Genomic DNA, 17,815 nt, shown 5'->3' on the forward strand with positions numbered 1-17,815 from the left:
CAGCTCGCCGGCGCCGACGGCGTCGAGCCAGTGGCGGGCCTGCTCGCGCGCCGCCGCGCGGGACAGCCCCCGGCAGCGGGGCGCGTAGGCGACGTTGGCGCCGACGCTCATGTGTGGGAACAGCATCGCCTGCTGGGCGAGCAGCGCCACGCCCCGGGCGTGTGCGGGGACGAAAGCGCCTGTCCGTGTGTCGGTCACGACGTCGTCACCGATCTGGACACGGCCGCTGTCGGGTCTCACCAGCCCGGCGACGATCTGCAGCAGCGTGGACTTGCCGACCCCGTTGGGGCCCAGGACGGCCAGCACCTGGCCGTCCGCGACCGAGATGTCCACGTCGAGCCCGCGCTGCCGCAGCCGGGCAGCCACGTGCACGCCGCTCACGGCAGCGCGCCCGTCAGACGGCGGCCGGCGGAGGCCACGACGATCACGGCAGCGACGGCGATCAGCAGCAGCGACAGCGCCACCGCGGCGTCGGCGTCGGTCTCGCGCTGCAGGTAGATCTCCAGGGGCAGCGTCCGGGTGACGCCCTGCAGCGAGCCGGCGAAGGTCAGCGTGGCGCCGAACTCGCCCAGCGACCGTGCGAAGGCCAGCACCGCCCCGGAGATCAGGCCGGGCCACACCAGGGGCAGGGTGACCGTGCGCACGACGGTGGCGGGCCGGGCGCCCAGCGTGGCCGCGACGTGCTCGTAGCCCGACCCGGCGGAACGCAGCGCGCCCTCGAGACTCACCACCAGGAACGGCAGCGACACGAAGGCCTGGGCAAGCACCACCGCGGTGGTGGAGAACGCGACGCGCACCCCCAGCAGCTCGAGCTGGTGGCCCAGCAGGCCCTGCCTGCCGAAGGTGTAGAGCAGAGCAATGCCTCCGACCACCGGCGGCAGTACGAGCGGCAGCAGCACCAGCGCGCGCACGACAGAGCGGCCCGGGAATCGGCCGCGCGCGAGGGCCAGCGCCATCGGGGCGCCGAGCACGACGCACAGTGTCGTGCTCGCCGCTGCGGTCTTCATGCTCAGAGTCAGTGCCGCGCGGGCGGATTCCGAGGTGACGAGGGGGACGAAGTGTGGCCAGTCGATCCGCAGCAGGATCGCGACGAGCGGGACCACCACGAACAGGGCGCCGATCAGTGCGGGCAGGTAGATCCAGGCCGGCAGGCCGACGGGCACCGCACCGCCCGCGCGTGGCCGGGCTCTCACGGTTCGGCGAAACCTGCGGCGACCAGCACGTCGCGACCCCGGGATCCGGTGACGAGATCAACGAAACGCTTTGCGGCCGAACGCGATCGGGCCTGATTCAGCACAGCGATGGGGTAGACGTTCACGGCCCGCGCTGCATCGGGGAAGGCGACCGAGGTGACCTTGTCCCCGGCGCCCTTGGCGTCGGTGACGTACACCAGCCCCGCGTCGGCCTGGCCGGAGGTGATCTTTCCCAGCACGTCGGTGACCGAGGATTCCTCGCTGACCGGGGTGAGGGAGACCCCGGTGGCCTTCTCGACCTTGTCGGTCGCGGCGCCGCACGGCACCTGCGGCGCGCAGATCACCACCTGAATGCCGGGGCGGGCGAGATCGGCGAATGTCGCGACGCGGCTGGGGTTTCCGGGCGGTGTGACGATGATCAGGGTGTTCGCGGCGAACGCGACGGGCTCACCGGACACCAGGCCGCCGTCCACCGCCTTGGTCATGTTGGCCGAGTCCGCGGAGGCGAACACGTCGGCGGGTGCGCCTTGGGTGAGTTGCGCGACGAGATCCGACGAACCGGCGAAGTTGAATCTGACGGTCGTGCCGGGGTTGTCCTTCTCGAAGCGCGCGCCCAGATCGGTGAACGTCGATTTCAGCGATGCCGCGGCGAACACCATGAGTTCGTCGCCGGCCGAGGTCTGCGGCGACGAACAGGCTGCGCCGAGCACCGCGACCGCCGCGGCCGCGATCACCGCCTTCACCGGTGCCCTCATGAGGTTCCGCCCGCGGTCTCGACGATCACGGTGGTGGCCTTGACCATGGCCACGGCGACGACGCCGGGCTCGAGACCGAGTTGGCGGACGGACTCGGTGCTCATCAGGGACACCACGGTGAACGGCCCGCACTGCATCTGCACCTCGCTCATCACCCGGTCCGAGCGCACCTCGGTGACGAGTCCGACGAACCGGTTACGCGCCGAACTCGCGACACCGACCGGGTCGGGTGGCGGCGCTGCGTGTTGCCGGGCGAAGTCGGCGAGCACGTCACCGGCGATCACCTTGCGGCCCGATTCATCCCGCGACGCCGGCAGCGCGCCGCCGTCGATCCAGCGGCGCACGGTGTCGTCGCTGACGCCGAGCAACACCGCCGCGTCCCTGATCCTGATGTCCGGCATCCGTGGTTCTTCCGTTTCTGCGGTCCATTTGATCAAATTCAACCCTATCAGCGGCCCAAAAACGCCGATGTGGCCGCACCGCCGCCGTCACATTTTCGGTCACCGTAGGCGACGGCGGGGGCGTAGTGTCAAAGTCATTCATCGGAGCAGCGACCCGATGCGTCGACGACGTCGGGAGCCCGTGCTTGTCTGTTCTGTCTGATCCCGACGTCGACCGTTTCCGGCACCCGGCGTTCTTCTATGACTCGTTGAGGGCCTACGTCGACTGTCTGGTGCCGTCGATCATCGACGCACTCGACAGCGGGCACTGTGTGCTGGTCGCAGTCCCGGGCCCCAATCTGGCTGCGCTGCGCGCCGCGCTGGGTCCGTCCGAGAATGCGGTCACGTTGATCGACATGACCGAGGCGGGACGCAATCCGGGCGGCATCCTCGCCGGAGTGCTGAGCCGATTCGTCGAGGCGAGCGTTCCCCAGCCGGTGCTGATGATCGGTGAGCCGGTCTGGGACGGGCGCTCGGCCCTCGAGTACCCGGCGTGTGTGCAATACGAAGCGCTGATCAACCTCGCGTTCACCGGCCGGGACGTCACGGTGGTCTGCCCGTATGACGCGGGCGCGCTGACCGACGAGCGCCTCGACGATGCGCGCACCACCCATCCGCTGCTGTGGCGGTACGGGGAGCCGGAGGCCGACAGTTCGCACTTCGCGCCGGACGACGCGTGGCGGCGGTACAACGAGCCCCTGCACGCGGCCGCCGACGCGGTGGGCTGCACCGTGCGCACGGTCGCCGAGCTCCACCGCGCCCGTACCTTCGCCGCGCGCTACGGGCGGTGGTTCGGTTGTGACGACGAGAAGTTGATCGATCTGCGGCTCATCGTGACCGAACTGGCGACCGAGGCGCTGGTGCACGACGCCGGGCCGTGTCGGCTCGCGTTCTGGAGTGCGGACGGTTACCTGGCGTGCGAGGCACGCGACCACGCCCGCCTCGATGACCCGCTCGACGGCGCGAACGCGGGCACGGGGACGCCCGGTGGCCTGATGGTGGTCAACGCCGTCGCCGACCTGGTGCGCTGCCATTCCGGGGTCGACGGCACGACGATTCACGCGTATCTGCGTGTGGCGGAACCGCATTGATGCGAGCCCGTAGCGTCCGGCACTAGTCGTCGTCGTCGAGTACCGAGAACGGTTCGGTCGGCGTCTCGACGATCATCAGCTGCGCTGCGGACTCCGACGGAACAACGTTGCGCGCCAACGCCTGCAGCGCACGCTCGGTACCGACGTCACGGCCGGCCCGTTCTGAGAGCAGCCACCGCACCTCGAGCAGATCGCAGTAGGCCTGGATCGGGGTGCCCGAACGTCCGACCGCGGCGTGTGCGCGGTGCATCGTCGGGGTCGCGACCTCCATCACCCACAGCTGCGCGGCGGTGCGCTCGTCGACGTCGTGGCCGGCTTCGCGGCACAACTGCCCCTGGTAGGCGTGCAGATCGCCGAGCAGGATGCGGGCCTGTCCCTCACCGACGACGAGTCCGGTGAGGCGCTGCAGTTCGGTGGCGTGGTAGCGGCGGTCGCCGACCGCGACGTGCAACCGCAGTTCGTCGGCGCCCGAGGTGACCGGCTGCAGCGACACCTCGTCGACGGCGAACCCGAGGTCGTTGAGCTTGCGGATGGTGCCCTCGACGCGGTAGCGGTCGGCGAAGCCGAATGTCGGCGCCGCGTGCAACAGCTCCCACAACCGCTCGTAGCGTTCCCTGATCGCCAGCGCCTCACCGATGAACCCCGGTTCCAGATCCGGTCTTTCGATCCGCGCCGCGACGTCGAGCAGCCCGGCCGCGACGTTCTCGACGGTGATGTCGATGTCCTGGGTGCGCTGTCCGTTCGACAGACTCGGGTGGACCTCGCTGGTCTCGGCGTCGACGAGGAAGGCCTGCAGCACCTGCCCGTCCCGGGAGAACAGCGTGTTGGCCAGCGAGCAGTCGCCCCAGAACACCCCGTGCCGGTGAAGTTCCACCAGCAGGGTCGCCATCGCGTCGAACAGCCGGGCGCGGTGTTTGGGCGCGTCGGGCGGCAGTCGCATGAACATCCGGCGGTACTGCCAGGAACCGGTGAGGTAGCGGGTCAGCAGGATCGCGGTATCGAAGTCGGGCTGGAACACCAGCCCGGCCGGACGAACGGCGTTGAGCTCCATGTCCTCCAGCGCGCGCAGCACCTCGTACTCGCGAGCGGCGATGCGCGGGGGAAGCTCCTTGAGCGCCCACAGCTCACCGTCGCACTCGACGAATTTGACCAGGTGCCGGCTGGGTCCGACCGGAAGGTCGCGCAGCGGGACCTCGGGCTCGGTCCATTCGGCGAGCGCCCGATCCCACGGCAGCGCCAGCAGTTCGGGGCGCGCAGCCCGCAGCCGAAGCTCAGGAGCCGCCATCGGCGTCGAGGACCCGCGTCTCAGCCGGTGGTCGCTGCGTGGCGCCCGCCGGAATCGCCCGGAGCATGCTCCTCGGCGGCGGTCCGGGTGAGGTTGTCACCGCTCTGCGGATCGAACAGGTGGATCCGCTCGGCGTCGAGCCACAGCGTCGCCTTGTCGCCGTTGCGCACTCGGCTCAGCGGATCGAGCTCGACGCAGATCTGGGTCCGCATTTGCTCGCTGTCCAGCTCGCTCGCGAGTTCGGCGAGTTGCGTGACGATCTCGGCGGGTGCCTCAAATGGCACGAACGCGTACTGCTCGTTGCCCAGCCATTCGGTGACGTCGATGGTGACGTCGAAGGTGACGCCGCGAGACTTTTTGTGCTCGTCGACGAACTCGGCGTCCTCGAACGCGCCGGGCCGGATTCCGGCGATGTAGACCTTGCCGTCTTCGAGCGAACCGCGCCACTCGTCCCGCAGCGGGATGGTCACGAAGGGCAGCTCGATCGTGTCGCCGTTGACTTTGGCGGGCACGAAGTTCATCGGGGGCGATCCGATGAATCCGGCGACGAAGAGGTTGACCGGCTGATCGTAGAGTTCGCGCGGGCTCGCGATCTGTTGCAGGATGCCCTTTTTCAGCACCGCCACCCGGTCGCCCAGGGTCATCGCCTCCGTCTGATCGTGGGTGACGTAGACGGTGGTGACCCCGAGCTTGCGCTGCAGCCGCAGGATCTCGGTGCGCATCTGGCCGCGCAGCTTCGCGTCGAGGTTGCTCAGCGGCTCGTCGAACAGGAACGCATCGGCCTCGCGCACGATCGCACGCCCCATCGCGACACGCTGCCGCTGACCGCCCGACAGGTTGGCCGGTTTGCGGTCCAGGTGCTCGCCGAGTTCGAGCGTGTCGGCGGCCTCGGTGACCCGCTTGCGAATCTCGTCGTCGGACAGCTTGCCCGACAACCGGAGTGGGAAGGCGATGTTCTCGAACACGGTCAGGTGCGGGTACAGCGCGTAGTTCTGAAACACCATCGCCAGGTTGCGATCGCGCGGCGCCTTGTCGTTGACGCGGGTGTCGCCGATGATCATGTCGCCCGAAGTGATGTCCTCCAGGCCGACGATCATCCGCAGCAGGGTGGACTTCCCGCACCCCGACGGGCCGACCAGGATCATGAACTCGCCGTCGGCGATGTCGATGCTGACATCGTTGACGGCCGGGAATCCGTCCCCGTACTTCTTGACGATGTTGCGCATGGTGATTGCTGCCATGGTTATCCCTTCACTGCGCCGGAGGTCAGGCCGGCGACGATGCGACGCTGGAAAACGAGGACCAGGATGACGACAGGGATCGTGACGATCACCGACGCAGCCATGATGTAAGGCACCGGGGACTCGAAGTACGAGGCCCCCTGGAAGAACGCCAACGCCGCGGGCACGGTGCGGGCACTGTTGGTGGATGTCAGCGAGATGGCGAACAGGAAGTCGTTCCAGCAGAAGAAGAATGTCAGGATCGCGGTGGTGAACACCCCCGGCGCCGCCAGTGGCACGATCACCTTGCGGAACGCCTGCCACGCGGTCGCGCCGTCCACCTGCGCGGCATGCTCCATCTCCCAGGGAATCTGCCGGAAGAATGCCGACATGGTCCAGATCGACAGAGGCAGCGCGAAAGTCAGGTATGGGATGATGAGGCCCAGCCAGGTGTCGTAGATGCCCAGCCCCCGCCACATGTCGAACAACGGGCCGACCAGGGCCGCCTGCGGGAACATCGCGATGCCCAGCGCCAGCGACAGCAGCACCTTCTTGCCCCGGAACTCAAGACGTGCGATCGCATACGCCGCGAACATCGCGATGACGACCGAGATGATCGTGGCGATGATCGCGATGCCGATCGAGTTGATCAGCGCGCTGGTGAACAGTGGATTGCTGAAGATCTGGGCGAAGTTGTCCAGCGTGAACTTCGTCGGCAGGAACTGCGGGGTGCCCGACACGATGTCCGACGGCGGCTTGAAGGCCAGGCTGATCATCCACAGCAGCGGGAAGAAGCTGTAGGCGACGATGATGAGGCCGGCGATGGTCCATCGCCGATCGGTTTTCGCGGAGTTCACGCATCACCTCTGACTTGAGACAGATCGGTCTTGAACACCTTGATGAAGATCCACGCGATCACGACGACGGTGAAGAACAACACGACCGAAACCGCGGACCCCATACCGAGATTCACCAGGGTGACGTTCTGGCGGTAGGCCAGGAACGAGATGGTCTCGGTGTTGTTCGCGCCGTTGGTCATCACGTACGGATTGTCGAAAATGCGCCAGGCATCCAGGGTGCGGAACAACAGCGCCACCATGATGGCGGCCTTCATGTTCGGCAGCGTGATCTTCCAGAGTCGCTGCCAGGCCGTGGCCCCGTCCACCTTGGCCGCTTCTTGCATGTCCTCGGGCACTTGAACCAGCCCGGCCAGCAGCAGTAGTGAGATGAAGGGGGTCGTCTTCCAGATCTCCGAGAGGCAGATCACGAAGATCGCCGACCAGCGGTCGCCGAACCAGTCGAAGGCGCCCAGGTTGAGCCACTGGTTGACGAACCCCGCGTCGATCGCGAACGCGTAGCGCCAAATGAACGCCGACACCACGGTGACGATGCCGTAGGGGATCAGGATCGCGGTGCGCAACGGTCCGCGGCCGCGGACGATGCGCAGCATGACGAAGGCGAACCCGAAGCCCACCACCAGTTCGACGGCGACCGTGACGACCGTGATCACAAAGGTGGTGAGGAAGTCCTGCCACCAGACCGGATCGGTCAGGATCACCAGGTAATTGCTCAACCCGACGAAGCTGCGGCCCTGCGGATCGGTGAGCCGGAAGTTGTACAGCGACAACACCAATGCGTAGCCGAGCGGGTACGCGGTGACCAGGATCATCACCAGGTAGGACGGCAGCGTCAGGTACATCCCCAGCCGTCGTTCGCCGCGGACACGTTCACTGACGGCCGGCTTCCCGGGCTTGTTCTGGCCGGGTGCGCTCGACCGTGTCGATTCGAGTTGGGTCACAGCAAGCGCCTTCCCGCCAACACATCAGCTATGAACTGGTCGGACTTCTTCGGTGTTTCGGCGGTGACCGAAGCGGGTGGATGCCAGGTTTGGGTGATGGCGCCGGCGACGTCGACGTAGAACGGGGTCAGTGGCCGGGGGCCGCCGTCGGCGATCGACTCGCGGATCAGGTCGGCGTTTTCGTACTTCTCACGGACCGCCGGGTCGTCGTAGGAGGCCGCGTACGGCGATGGTTCGCCCTCGTCGATCATGTACTGCGTGGCTTTCGGCAGGGCGTTCACGCATTCGATGAGTTGGGCGGCCAAATCCTGGTGGCGCGAGTACGCGCCGACACCGAGGTTCGCTCCGCCCAGCGGCGGCGCGCTGGGCTTGTCCGGGAACACCCGCGGGTAGCGCGCCCAGCCGATGTCGTCGACGACAGCCTGATCCAGGGTTCCCTCCTCAGCGGCACCGCGGGCGGCGGCCAGCACGTACGGCCAGTTCAGCATGAAGCCGCCCTGGCCGGTCTGGAACGAGGCCCGCGCGTTCTCCTCCTGCGCGTTGGACAGGTCGGGTGCGGCGGCCTTCGACCGTGCCAGGTTGCCGATGATCTCGGCGGCCTTGAGCCCCGCTGGGCTGTCGAGCGCCGGGGTGGCGTTGCGGCCCGCGTCGGCGTCCTTGAGGATCTCGCCGCCCGCGGAGAGCACCAGCGCGTTGATCCAGACCATGTAGCCCTCGTAGCGGGCGCCCTGCTCACCGATCGTCTTACCTTGGCCGACAGCGGCTTTGAGCATCTCGTCCCAGGTGAAGTTCTCACTCGTGGGGTCCACGCCTGCGGCGGCGGCCACCGACTTGCGGAACCACAGCAGCTGGGCGTTGGACTTGAACGGCGCCGCGTAGAGGGTGCCATCCCACATCCCGGTCTCCACGGGAGCGGGCAGCATGCCTTCGGTCAGGCGAGCCTTCTCCTCGTCGGTGAACGGCCGCAGGAACCCGGCGTTGGCGAACTCTGCGGTGAACACGACATCGACGCTGACCACGTCGATCGAGGAGTCCCTGGCCGCCAGGCGGCGCACCATCTGCTCGCGCTGCCCCGTGGCGTTGGCCGGGAGGGTTTCGATGGCGACCTTGTAGGCGCCCCCGGATGCGTCGGCGCACTGTTGTGCCCGCGTGGCTGCGCCGCCGTTGTCGGGCATGGCGTACCAGGTCAGCGTGGGCGGCCCGCCGCTGCTCCCGCACCCGGACAACAGCGTTGCCGCGACCAGAGGCGCGCTGGCCAGCGCGATTGCGCGGCGACGTCGCTCGCGGGCGAACTGAATTCGTTTCATCACGTCCTCGTTCGAGAAGCCTGCAACCAGCCCGAGTCCGGATGGGGCCACGGGCAGCACATTCGGTACGTCGACGAGTGTGTCACAGTTCACATCGCTGATGGGGCAGCGGGTTCAGCGTGGCGGGGCGGTGGAGCCCCTGATGACCAGCCGGGTCGGCAGCGTCGTCACCGTCGGCGCCGTCTCGGGTGCCTCGGGATCCAGCTGTGCGAGCACCTGCTGCGCCGCGATCCGCCCCTGCTCGCGGACCGGCTGCGCGACTGTCGTCAGTTCGCTGAGGTCAGCCGCCGGGTGATCGTCCACACCGATCACCGAGATTTGCTGTGGGACAGACACTCCTGACTTCCGCAGGGTGCGCAGCGCGCCGAGGGCGATCTCGTCGGAATGGCAGAACACCGCGGTCGGTAGCAGCGGGCGGCTCAGCAGTATCTCCATCCCGCGGGCGCCGCCGTCGATGCCCCACTCGACGGTCACCACGTTCGGGTCGGTCAGACCCGCGTCGCCGAGCTGTCGGTGGAAGCCGCGGATGCGGGCCTCGTCGGTGGCCCACCGCGTGCCCTCGCGGTCACCGGCCTGGATCATCGCGATGTCGCGGTGCCCGATGCGCAGCAGGTGCCCGACCGCCTGCTGGGCGGCCAGTTCGTCGTCGACACCGACCCACGGTTGGTTCCCGTCGGGGTGATCGCCCCCGACGAACACGGTGGGCAGCCCGAGCTGGTCGAGGCGGGTGTGCTCGCGGGCGGTCAGCGGCACGGACACGACGATGACCGCGTCGACCTTGCGCCGCAACGGAAGTGACTCGAAGAAGCGGTGCCGGGCGGTCGCATCCGGCAGCGCGCAGAGCACCAGATCGACACCGACGGTGTCGAATTCGCCGGCGATCCCGGCCAGCATCGTCGAGTAGAACCATGCGTCCACCCGCGGCACCACGACTCCGACGCGGCCGGTGGCTCCCCCCGCGAGATGTGAGGCCTCCGGCGAGACGACATAGGACAGGTCGCGCGCCGCCGACAGGATGCGCGCGCGGGTGGCGGGGGAGACCCCGGGCCGGCCCCGCAGCGCGCGCGACACCGACGCGATCGAGACACCCGACCGTTGCGCGACGTCGGTCATGTTGACCGTCTGCTTGGGGATCATCGCACCGATCGTAGCGCAGCGTAAATATTTACGTATCGAGAATCGAGATTGACAGTCTGCGTCGGAACAGGGAATCTATTGGCGAAAACGTTTACGCAGCCCTGCTGTGAAGGGAGTATCGCTGTGACCCCCACATCGCCGTCCTGGTGGAAGACCGCTGTGGTCTACCAGGTCTACATTCGCAGCTTCGCTGACGGAAACGGCGACGGCATCGGCGACATCGAGGGGCTGCGCGCTCGGCTCCCGTACCTGGCGCAACTGGGTGTCGACGCGATCTGGATCAACCCCTGGTATCCGTCGCCGATGGCCGACGCGGGCTACGACGTCGCCGACTACCGCGACATCGAACCTTCCTACGGCACCCTGGCCGAGGCGCAGGCGCTGATCTCCGAGGCGCATGCGCTCGACATCCGCGTGCTGCTCGACATCGTTCCGAACCACACCTCCGATCAGCACGCCTGGTTCCGCGCGGCGCTGGCCGACGAGCCCGGTGCGCGGCAGCGTTATCACTTCCGGGCCGGCCGCGGCCCGAACGGCGACACGCCACCGAACAACTGGCAGAGCGTCTTCGGCGGACCCGCCTGGACCCGGGTCGCCGACGGGCAGTGGTACTTGCACCTTTTCGCGCCGGGGCAGCCGGACCTCAACTGGGACCATGACGAGGTGCGCGCCGAATTCGAGGACATCCTGGCCTTCTGGTTCGACCGCGGTGTGGACGGTTTCCGCATCGACGTGGCGCACGGGCTGATCAAGGAGGCCGGACTTCCCGACGCGCCCGACCCCGGAGATGGCGCGCAGACCCTCGTCCAGCACCACGCCGCACATCCGGCCTGGGACCAGGACGGCGTCCACGACGTCTACCGGGGCTGGCGAACGGTCGCGGAGCGCTACACCCCCGAGCGCATCTTCATCGCCGAAGCGTGGGTGCCCAGCAACGAGCGCCTGGCACGCTACCTGCGGCCCGACGAACTGCACACCGCCTTCCAGTTCGACTTCCTGCGCGCGCCCTGGCGGGCGGAGGTGCTGCGCGCGGTCGTCGACGACGCGATCGCCGCCGCCGCCACCGTTGGCGCGCCGCCGACGTGGGTGCTGTCCAACCACGACGTGACCCGTACCGTGACCCGCTTCTCCCGCTCCCAGCCGGCGCACCTCATCGAAACCGATTGGGAGCGCGGCCGATGGGCCGACGAGGACCCCGACCACGTCATCGGCAGGCGCCGCGCCCGGGCCGCGGCGCTGGTACAGCTCGCGCTGCCCGGCACCGCCTACGTCTACCAGGGCGAGGAGTTGGCCCTCGAGGAGGTCGAGGACCTCCCCGACGACGTACGGCAGGATCCGACGTGGGTGCAGTCGGGTTTCACCGACGTCGGCCGTGACGGGTGCCGAATCCCATTGCCGTGGATGGCGACCGACGCCCCCTTCGGTTTCGGGTCCGCGTCCGGGTCCGGCACGTGGCTGCCGCAGCCCGCGCACTGGGGCGAATACAGCGTCGAGGCCCAGGAACGCGATGCGGATTCGACGCTGAATCTCTACCGCGAAGCGCTGCGGGTGCGCCCGACGCTGTGGCGGGACGCCGGCGACGTGAAATGGCTCACCACCGACGCCGACGTCGCCGCTTTCGAGCGCGGGGGCGCCCAGTGCTGGGTCAACACCGGCGAGGACCCCGTGCCGCTGCCCGACACGGCGTCGGTCGTGCTGGCGTCGGCCCCCGGCGTCGGCGCCGTGCTGCCTCCGGACACCGCGGTGTGGCTTCGGTCCTGACGAGAACCTGTCCACTGGCCGACCGGAGAGAGGCCTTTGTGCCCTCCGCAAACACCGGCGGCGCGACGCACTCTGGAGGGCGGAACAACGCTCGAGAGGGTGACAGTGATGACGGAGCTTCCCGACACCGAAACGCTGCGGTCCGCGCTGTCGCTGGCGACGCGTGCGCCGTCGGTGCACAACTCGCAGCCGTGGCGGTGGCGTGTCGGCGAGGAGACCCTGCACCTCTATGCCGATCCGAGCCTGCAGTTGCCCCACACCGACCCCGACGGCCGCGACCTGATGCTCAGTTGCGGGGCGGCGCTCAACCACTGCGTCGTCGCGCTGGCGGCGCTCGGCTGGCAGGCCAAGGTGACGCGCTTTCCCAATCCGGCCGATCCCGATCACCTGGCGGCGCTGACGCTCTACAGCTATCCGGCGTCCGAGCTGGATGTTGCGTTGGCCGCGGCGATACCGCGCCGGCGCACCGACAGGCGGCACTACAGCTCCTGGCCGGTGCCGCGGGGCGACGTCGTGTTGATGGGGGCCAGGGCCGCGCGCGCGGGAATCGTGCTGCGCCGCATCGCCGATCTCGACGGGCTCGCCGGTCTCGCCGGTGAGGCGGCGCGCTTCCACGAATCCGATGAGGAGTACCTCGCCGAATTGGCTCGGTGGAGTGGGCGATACGCGGCGATGAGCGGCGTGCCGGCTCGCAGTGTGCCCGGACCCGACGGGGTGGCGCGCGTTCCCGCGCGGCATTTCGTCGGCGTGCTCACCCAGCCGCTGCACACCGATCCGGCCGATGAGCACGCCGTGATCCTCGCGCTGGGCACCCGCGACGACGACGCGATGGCGTGGTTACGGGCAGGAGAGGCCACCAGCCTGGTGCTGTTGACGGCGACCGCCCTGGGGCTGGCGAGCTGCCCGATCACCGAGCCGCTGGAGGTGGCGCGGACCCGGGAGGCGTTGCGGGAGGACGTGTTCGGGACCGACGCGCATCCGCAGATGCTGCTGCGCGTAGGGTGGGCGCCGATCAATGCCGACCCGCTGCCTTCGACACCGCGCCGCGACCTGTCCGATGTGGTTGCCTACCTGGACGGTTCGCCGCTGGACTGAGCGGCGGGATCGGCTCAGGCCGAGCCGGGCCGCTTGCGCCGTTCGAGCTTGGAGATGAAGACGGCGGCCTGGGTACGGCGCTCCATGCCCAACTTGGCCAGCAGCCGCGACACGTAGTTCTTGACGGTCTTCTCGGCGAGGAACATCCGGGCCGCGATCTGTTTGTTGGTCAGGCCCTCACCGAGCAGGTCGAGCAGGACCCGTTCCTGTTCGGTGAGCTCGGACAGCGGATCGCTGGGCTGTCCGTCGCCGCGCAGCTTGGCCATCAGCGCCGCCGCGGCCCGGTTGTCCAGCAGGGAGCGTCCGGACCCGACATCTTTGATCGCTCGCGCCAGCTCCATACCCTTGATGTCTTTGACGACGTAGCCGCTGGCGCCGGCCAGGATCGCGTCGAGCATGGCCTCGTCGGAGGTGAACGACGTCAGCATCAGGCAGCGCAGATCGGGCAACCGGGACAGCAGGTCACGGCACAACTCGATACCGTTGCCGTCGGGTAGCCGGACGTCGAGCACGGCGACGTCGGGTTGCAGGGCCGGGATGCGGGCCAGGGCTTCGGACACCGAGCCCGCCTCGCCGATCACGTCGAGTTCCGGGTCGGCGCTGAGCAGGTCGACCAGACCGCGCCGCACCACCTCGTGGTCGTCGACCAGGAAAACCTTCACCATGCCGTCATCCCCTGTGCGATCGGGCACCCGTTCACAGTGCGCTGTGCGGTCCGCAGACCAGGATCGAGCAGTCGGTGTCGCGCAGCGCGGCGTTGCCCTGCGCCCCGACGAGAGCCCCCAGTCCGCCCGCACGCGTACGCCCCGTGACCACCAGTTGGATCGTGCCGGCGTTGGCGGCCAGGTAGTCGAGTGCGTCGCCGTGCCTGCTGACCGACGAGATGTCCAGTTGCGGGAAACGGCGCCGGGATTCGTCGAGTCGGCGCTCCCAGTGGGCCTGCACGTCGGCGAAGGTGTGGGTGGGCGCGAGCACCCGCACCGGCGCGTGCCGGCGCTGCGCCTCCTCCAGGCCGCGATGCAGAACGGCGTTGCCCGCGGCGTTGTCGTCGACTTCGATGACCACGGCGCGGTCGCGGTTGGCATGGGGCCGGTGAGCGCGGACGATGGCCACCGGGCAGTGCGCCGACTTCGACAGTGCGGCCGCGGTGGAGCCGATGCGGCCGTTGGTGGCGTGTCGCAGGCCGCGCGCGCCGACGCACAGCATGACTGCGGTGCGGGCGGCCCCCAACAGTGCCTCCACCGGCCGGCCCTGCAAGATCTCCACTTCCATCTTGACCGGCCGCTCGGTCGATTCCACCGCCGTCAGGACGTATCGGACGGCCACCTCCGCGGTGGCCAGGCGGCGTGCCTGATCCTGCGGGTCGACCGTGTCGGAGTCCGGGCTGTCGATGACGTAGACCAGCCGCAGCGGGACATCGTGGTCGATGGCTTCGTCGATCGCCCACAGCGCGGCGTCGACCGCCGCCGGCGATCCGTCGATCCCCACCACCACGCATGGTGCGGGAGCGCTCTCTATCATGTTGACCCCCTGCGTATTTCGACGACGTCGCGAATGTGTCGACGCGGTGTCGGTGGAGGCGCGGCTTCCAGTGCCGGCGCCAGCCCGACTCTGATCAGTACCTGCGGGATCGCGTCGCCGTCGATCAGCGATGCGACGACGTCCCGTCCCGAGGGCAATTCGGTGAGGTGGGTCAGCGTGCAGGTGGCGTAGCCGGCGATCGTCGCCTCCAGCAACGCCCGGGAAAGTGCCTCGCCGCACCGTAGAACGCTCTCCGGTGAATCGTCGGCACTGGAGATCACCAGGATCCGGGATCGGTCCTCGCCGATCTCCGTACGACGCTCCGGGTGTCTGATGACCGGGAAGGTCCGCCCGACATCGACGCGGTCACTTTCGGGTGCGGAGATCAGCGCGCTGAGCGGAATTCCGTCATTGGACACCAGTTGCTCTGTCCACCAGAAGAGTTCGTTGTGGTAGTCGCTGTCGTGAAGTCGCACCGTGTCGGTGAGGGAGGATGCTTCGGCCAGGGCCGATCGCAGCTCCTCGGCCACCAGGTCGAAGCTGACCGTGCCGCCGTGGTCGTCGTCGGTGTTCAGCGCGTCGAGGAGGTTCTCGACCTCGGACGGTTCGGCCAGGGGGAGGCGGTCGGTGCGCCGCGCCAGGATCGCGTCGGCGAGACGCTTCTGGTCCTCGGAGATCGAGGGTGACGGCGTGAATTCGACGGTGGCCAGGTGTAGCGGATCCTCGGCGTCGGGAAAGCGCCGCACCGTGGTGTCCCATCCGGCGGCAGCCATCGCGACGCGGAAGTGGTGTAGGGCGGCGCCGCAGCTGATCACCGCTTGACGTCCGCTGCTGTCCGCGGACCGCGCGTGGCGGGAGGGATCGGCGAACAACTCCACGCCGTGGTCGGTCAGCACCCAACGCCATGGCTGCGTATTGTGCAGAGACGGTGCCCGACAGGCCACCTGCAGCGCATCGACGATCAGTTCGGACCTGATCTGCGTCGTGGGCATCTCACCTCCACCTCGTCTCCTCCCACAGTGCGCGGCGGGCCGGGCCGGCAAACAGGGCCAATGGTCCTCGAACCGTGTGACGAGTGCCGTCGGACCGCCGTCTGCCCGTAGCGTGGACCCCGCCATCGAACGTGTTGTCCGGCAATCGATTCAGGCGGTTCACCCCGCCGCTGTGGCGATAGACCGCATTTCGGTCTCACGGCCGTCTGGCACCGGTCAGCAACGTCGGGGTTGGACCGGTGATTCGTGGCGCCAGGCCCGCTGCGGGTGGCGCCCGGCGCGGCGCGGGAGCAGTGGGCGAGGCAGGCGGGATCGCGGGGTCATCGCGCGCCGGCAGGGTGACCGCCTCCGTGCGGCGGGTTTGCGGTGCCTGCGGCTGCCCTGGCCGGATAGCGAAACGGCTGGTGTCCGCCGCGAAGGCGTGGCGGTGAAGACGCCATGCGCGACTGGCAGAACCGTCGAACGGCGGATCGGAGTTTCCCCAGCTCACGGGGGTGCGTCCACAACGGGAACGCTTCTCCTTGGCAACAGTTGGATAACGCCGGATTTGTCGCGTCGGCGATTTCGCAAATTGTCGGTTCAGTAAGCCCAGCAGGTGATCGAAATTCGCAGAACGACGCAAAAGGACTGGGAGCGCATGTCACGGACCAAGAAGGGCATCGTCGTTGTCATGATGGGCAGCGCGGGGATGTTCTTGACCGCCCCGGTGTTGAGTCCGTTGGCCGCCGCCGATCCCACCCGGGGCGGCGTCCCGTGCGTGGGCATCCTTCAGCAAATCGCGACGCATCCCGCCGACATTCCGCAGGCGTTGCATGAAGCCGCCAACTCGTTCACGGCCGGTCCCGGCCAGCCCACCCCGCCGGTGGTGGTGCCGCCGGCCAGTTCGTCGTCGGCCGGACTGCCGCCCGTGCCCCCGCGCCCACCCGCGTCGGTGTCCACGTCGTCGTCGGGTGTGACGCCGCCCGTCCCCGGCACGCCGGGTGTCCCCGTGGGGAGTTCGGCTGGGGCGGGCACACCGCCGCTGCCGCCCCAGCCGCCGTCGGCCGTCGTGACGCCCGCCGCGGGTGCGACTCCTCCGGCACCCCCGGTGCCGGGTGTGCCCGCGGTGAACTCCACCGGCGGTGGCACGCCGCCCCTGCCTCCGGTTCCGGGCGCTCCGGTCGGCACGCCCGTCGTCAATGCCGGCCCTCCGGCACCGCCCGTCCCGGGCGCTCCCGTCATCGGTGACGCCGGTGCGGCGCTGCCTCCGGCCCCGGGTGTTCCCGGTGCGCCGGTGGGTGTTCCGGCTGGGGCTGCGACGCCTCCGGCACCGGGTGTTCCCGGTCTGCCGGTGGGTGTTCCGGCTGGGGCTGCGACGCCTCCGGCACCGGGTGTTCCCGGTGTGCCGGTGGGTGTTCCGGCTGGGGCTGCGACGCCTCCGGCCCCCGGTGTTCCCGGCGCTCCGGTCATCGGCGATGCCGGAACCGTTGCACCCGTTGGACTTCCGGCGCCAGGAGCTCCTGTCGAGGCTGCTGCCGGCGCGGCCGCCCCGGGCGGGGGCGTACCGGGTGCGCCGCTCGCTGCCGCCGGCGGCGAGGCTGCGCCGCCGGCCCCGGGTCTTCCTGGTGCGCCTGTCGTGGGCGAGGCGGGTGCCGTGCCGCCCGCAGGTGTCCCCGCGCCCGGTGCTCCGATCGCCGCGGCTGCCGGTGACGCGACGCCGCCGGCTCCGGGTGTTCCGGGTGCTCCGGTCGGGGGGCAGTCTGGTGTGGTGACGCCGCCGGCTCCGGGTGTGCCGGCGACGCCGGTGGGTTCGTCGGTTGAGGGTGTTACGCCGCCGGCTCCGGGTGTTCCGGGTGCTCCGGTCGCGGGGGAGTCGGGTGTGGTGACGCCGCCGGGCCCGGGTGTGCCGGCGACGCCGGTGGGTTCGTCGGTTGAGGGTGTTACGCCGCCGGCTCCGGGTGTTCCGGGTGCTCCGGTGGAGGGTTCCTCGGGTGTGGTGACGCCCCCTGCGCCGCCCGCGCCTGCGACGCCGATCGCTAATTCAGTCGAAACCTTCTCTCCGCCTGCGCCGCCCGCTCCCGCGACGCCGTCGGCCGGAAGTGTCGAGACGTTCTCACCGCCGGCTCCGCCGGCGCCTGCCACGCCTGCCGGCTCGTCGGTGGAGGTGGTGACGCCGCCGGCTCCGGGTGTGCCGGGCGTGCCGGTGCAGGGTTCGTCGAGTGTGGTGACGCCTCCGGTTCC

Annotated in this window: 17 protein-coding genes and 1 pseudogene; 4 read left to right on the forward strand and 14 right to left on the reverse strand. The window is 69.2% G+C overall.

Annotation, left to right across the window (positions count from 1 at the left end; all coding sequences use genetic code 11):
• The 4 genes from MCHUDSM44219_RS25180 to MCHUDSM44219_RS25195 form a co-directional block, all read right to left on the reverse strand.
• Positions 1-381 (reverse strand): ATP-binding cassette domain-containing protein (locus MCHUDSM44219_RS25180; protein WP_048421007.1); only part of this gene is annotated, 381 nt, incomplete at its 3' end.
• On the reverse strand, positions 378-1,193 hold the full coding sequence (locus MCHUDSM44219_RS25185; protein ID WP_048421008.1) for an ABC transporter permease: 816 nt from the start codon (positions 1,191-1,193) through the stop codon (positions 378-380). The genes MCHUDSM44219_RS25180 and MCHUDSM44219_RS25185, both read right to left, overlap by 4 nt.
• Positions 1,190-1,948, reverse strand: a complete 759-nt coding sequence (gene modA / locus MCHUDSM44219_RS25190; protein WP_048421009.1) for a molybdate ABC transporter substrate-binding protein — start codon at positions 1,946-1,948, stop codon at positions 1,190-1,192. Before modA ends, MCHUDSM44219_RS25185 begins: the two co-directional genes overlap by 4 nt.
• The gene (locus MCHUDSM44219_RS25195; RefSeq protein WP_048421010.1) at positions 1,945-2,349 is read right to left on the reverse strand and encodes a TOBE domain-containing protein; all 405 of its coding nucleotides are present in this window, start codon (positions 2,347-2,349) and stop codon (positions 1,945-1,947) included. The genes modA and MCHUDSM44219_RS25195 overlap by 4 nt, the downstream gene beginning before the upstream one ends.
• Before the next feature lie 185 nt (positions 2,350-2,534).
• On the opposite strand from MCHUDSM44219_RS25195, the gene MCHUDSM44219_RS25200 reads away from it, so the two are divergent.
• Positions 2,535-3,479 (forward strand): anti-sigma factor RsbA family regulatory protein, encoded by a 945-nt coding sequence (locus MCHUDSM44219_RS25200; RefSeq protein ID WP_053081378.1) that lies wholly within the window; start codon positions 2,535-2,537, stop codon positions 3,477-3,479.
• A gap of 22 nt (positions 3,480-3,501) precedes the next feature.
• Here the strand turns inward: MCHUDSM44219_RS25200 and MCHUDSM44219_RS25205 are convergent, their stop codons facing one another.
• The 6 genes from MCHUDSM44219_RS25205 to MCHUDSM44219_RS25230 form a co-directional block, all read right to left on the reverse strand.
• The gene (locus tag MCHUDSM44219_RS25205) at positions 3,502-4,764 is read right to left on the reverse strand and encodes a DUF4032 domain-containing protein (RefSeq protein WP_048421011.1); all 1,263 of its coding nucleotides are present in this window, start codon (positions 4,762-4,764) and stop codon (positions 3,502-3,504) included.
• Positions 4,765-4,784: 20 nt separating this feature from the next.
• A complete protein-coding gene (locus tag MCHUDSM44219_RS25210) occupies positions 4,785-6,005 on the reverse strand; it encodes an ABC transporter ATP-binding protein (RefSeq protein ID WP_048421012.1) in 1,221 nt (406 codons plus the stop codon).
• 2 nt (positions 6,006-6,007) lie between these two features.
• Entirely contained in the window at positions 6,008-6,841 is an 834-nt protein-coding gene (locus tag MCHUDSM44219_RS25215; RefSeq protein ID WP_048421013.1) for a carbohydrate ABC transporter permease, read from the reverse strand.
• Positions 6,838-7,782, reverse strand: coding sequence for a carbohydrate ABC transporter permease (locus MCHUDSM44219_RS25220; RefSeq protein ID WP_048421014.1), 945 nt, complete (start codon positions 7,780-7,782; stop codon positions 6,838-6,840). The genes MCHUDSM44219_RS25215 and MCHUDSM44219_RS25220 overlap by 4 nt, the downstream gene beginning before the upstream one ends.
• Positions 7,779-9,089: an extracellular solute-binding protein gene (locus MCHUDSM44219_RS25225; RefSeq protein ID WP_048421025.1), complete on the reverse strand. Its 1,311-nt coding sequence runs from the start codon at positions 9,087-9,089 to the stop codon at positions 7,779-7,781. Before MCHUDSM44219_RS25225 ends, MCHUDSM44219_RS25220 begins: the two co-directional genes overlap by 4 nt.
• A 114-nt stretch (positions 9,090-9,203) precedes the next feature.
• Positions 9,204-10,226, reverse strand: coding sequence for a LacI family DNA-binding transcriptional regulator (locus MCHUDSM44219_RS25230; protein ID WP_048421015.1), 1,023 nt, complete (start codon positions 10,224-10,226; stop codon positions 9,204-9,206).
• A 123-nt stretch (positions 10,227-10,349) separates the two neighbouring features.
• Between MCHUDSM44219_RS25230 and MCHUDSM44219_RS25235 the strand changes: the two genes are divergently transcribed.
• Together MCHUDSM44219_RS25235 and MCHUDSM44219_RS25240 are read left to right on the forward strand one after the other, a co-directional pair.
• Positions 10,350-11,987 carry a glycoside hydrolase family 13 protein gene (locus tag MCHUDSM44219_RS25235; RefSeq protein WP_048421016.1) on the forward strand — a complete coding sequence of 546 codons (1,638 nt, stop codon included), beginning with the start codon at positions 10,350-10,352 and terminating at the stop codon, positions 11,985-11,987.
• A gap of 105 nt (positions 11,988-12,092) precedes the next feature.
• Positions 12,093-13,082, forward strand: coding sequence for an Acg family FMN-binding oxidoreductase (locus MCHUDSM44219_RS25240; protein WP_413783652.1), 990 nt, complete (start codon positions 12,093-12,095; stop codon positions 13,080-13,082).
• Positions 13,083-13,096: 14 nt separating this feature from the next.
• Here the strand turns inward: MCHUDSM44219_RS25240 and dosR are convergent, their stop codons facing one another.
• The 4 genes from dosR to MCHUDSM44219_RS25265 all read right to left on the reverse strand — a co-directional run bounded on the left by dosR (position 13,097) and on the right by MCHUDSM44219_RS25265 (position 16,723).
• A complete protein-coding gene (gene dosR / locus MCHUDSM44219_RS25245) occupies positions 13,097-13,747 on the reverse strand; it encodes a hypoxia response regulator transcription factor DosR/DevR (protein ID WP_048421018.1) in 651 nt (216 codons plus the stop codon).
• A gap of 31 nt (positions 13,748-13,778) precedes the next feature.
• Positions 13,779-14,603 (reverse strand): universal stress protein, encoded by an 825-nt coding sequence (locus tag MCHUDSM44219_RS25250; protein WP_048421019.1) that lies wholly within the window; start codon positions 14,601-14,603, stop codon positions 13,779-13,781.
• Positions 14,600-15,595, reverse strand: coding sequence for an Acg family FMN-binding oxidoreductase (locus tag MCHUDSM44219_RS25255; RefSeq protein ID WP_048421020.1), 996 nt, complete (start codon positions 15,593-15,595; stop codon positions 14,600-14,602). Before MCHUDSM44219_RS25255 ends, MCHUDSM44219_RS25250 begins: the two co-directional genes overlap by 4 nt.
• Positions 15,596-16,363: 768 nt before the next feature.
• On the reverse strand, positions 16,364-16,723 hold the full coding sequence (locus MCHUDSM44219_RS25265) for a hypothetical protein (RefSeq protein ID WP_112744682.1): 360 nt from the start codon (positions 16,721-16,723) through the stop codon (positions 16,364-16,366).
• Here MCHUDSM44219_RS25265 and MCHUDSM44219_RS31380 point away from each other — a divergent pair.
• Positions 16,701-17,815 (forward strand): annotated as a pseudogene (locus tag MCHUDSM44219_RS31380) (hypothetical protein); the annotation flags it as partial. The gene MCHUDSM44219_RS25265 and the pseudogene MCHUDSM44219_RS31380 sit on opposite strands and share 23 nt — an antisense overlap.

Source organism: Mycolicibacterium chubuense (assembly GCF_001044255.1).
Taxonomy (GTDB): Bacteria; Actinomycetota; Actinomycetes; order Mycobacteriales; family Mycobacteriaceae; genus Mycobacterium; species Mycobacterium chubuense.

Bases quoted from the DNA above. Each gene is read 5' to 3' on its own strand.
- modA (WP_048421009.1), bottom strand. From the start codon at position 1,948: ATGAGGGCACCGGTGAAGGCGGTGATCGCGGCCGCGGCGGTCGCGGTG.
- MCHUDSM44219_RS25195 (WP_048421010.1), bottom strand. From the start codon at position 2,349: ATGCCGGACATCAGGATCAGGGACGCGGCGGTGTTGCTCGGCGTCAGC.
- MCHUDSM44219_RS25205 (WP_048421011.1), bottom strand. From the start codon at position 4,764: ATGGCGGCTCCTGAGCTTCGGCTGCGGGCTGCGCGCCCCGAACTGCTG.
- MCHUDSM44219_RS25210 (WP_048421012.1), bottom strand. From the start codon at position 6,005: ATGGCAGCAATCACCATGCGCAACATCGTCAAGAAGTACGGGGACGGA.
- MCHUDSM44219_RS25225 (WP_048421025.1), bottom strand. From the start codon at position 9,089: ATGAAACGAATTCAGTTCGCCCGCGAGCGACGTCGCCGCGCAATCGCG.
- MCHUDSM44219_RS25230 (WP_048421015.1), bottom strand. From the start codon at position 10,226: ATGATCCCCAAGCAGACGGTCAACATGACCGACGTCGCGCAACGGTCG.
- dosR (WP_048421018.1), bottom strand. From the start codon at position 13,747: ATGGTGAAGGTTTTCCTGGTCGACGACCACGAGGTGGTGCGGCGCGGT.
- MCHUDSM44219_RS25250 (WP_048421019.1), bottom strand. From the start codon at position 14,603: ATGATAGAGAGCGCTCCCGCACCATGCGTGGTGGTGGGGATCGACGGA.
- MCHUDSM44219_RS25255 (WP_048421020.1), bottom strand. From the start codon at position 15,595: ATGCCCACGACGCAGATCAGGTCCGAACTGATCGTCGATGCGCTGCAG.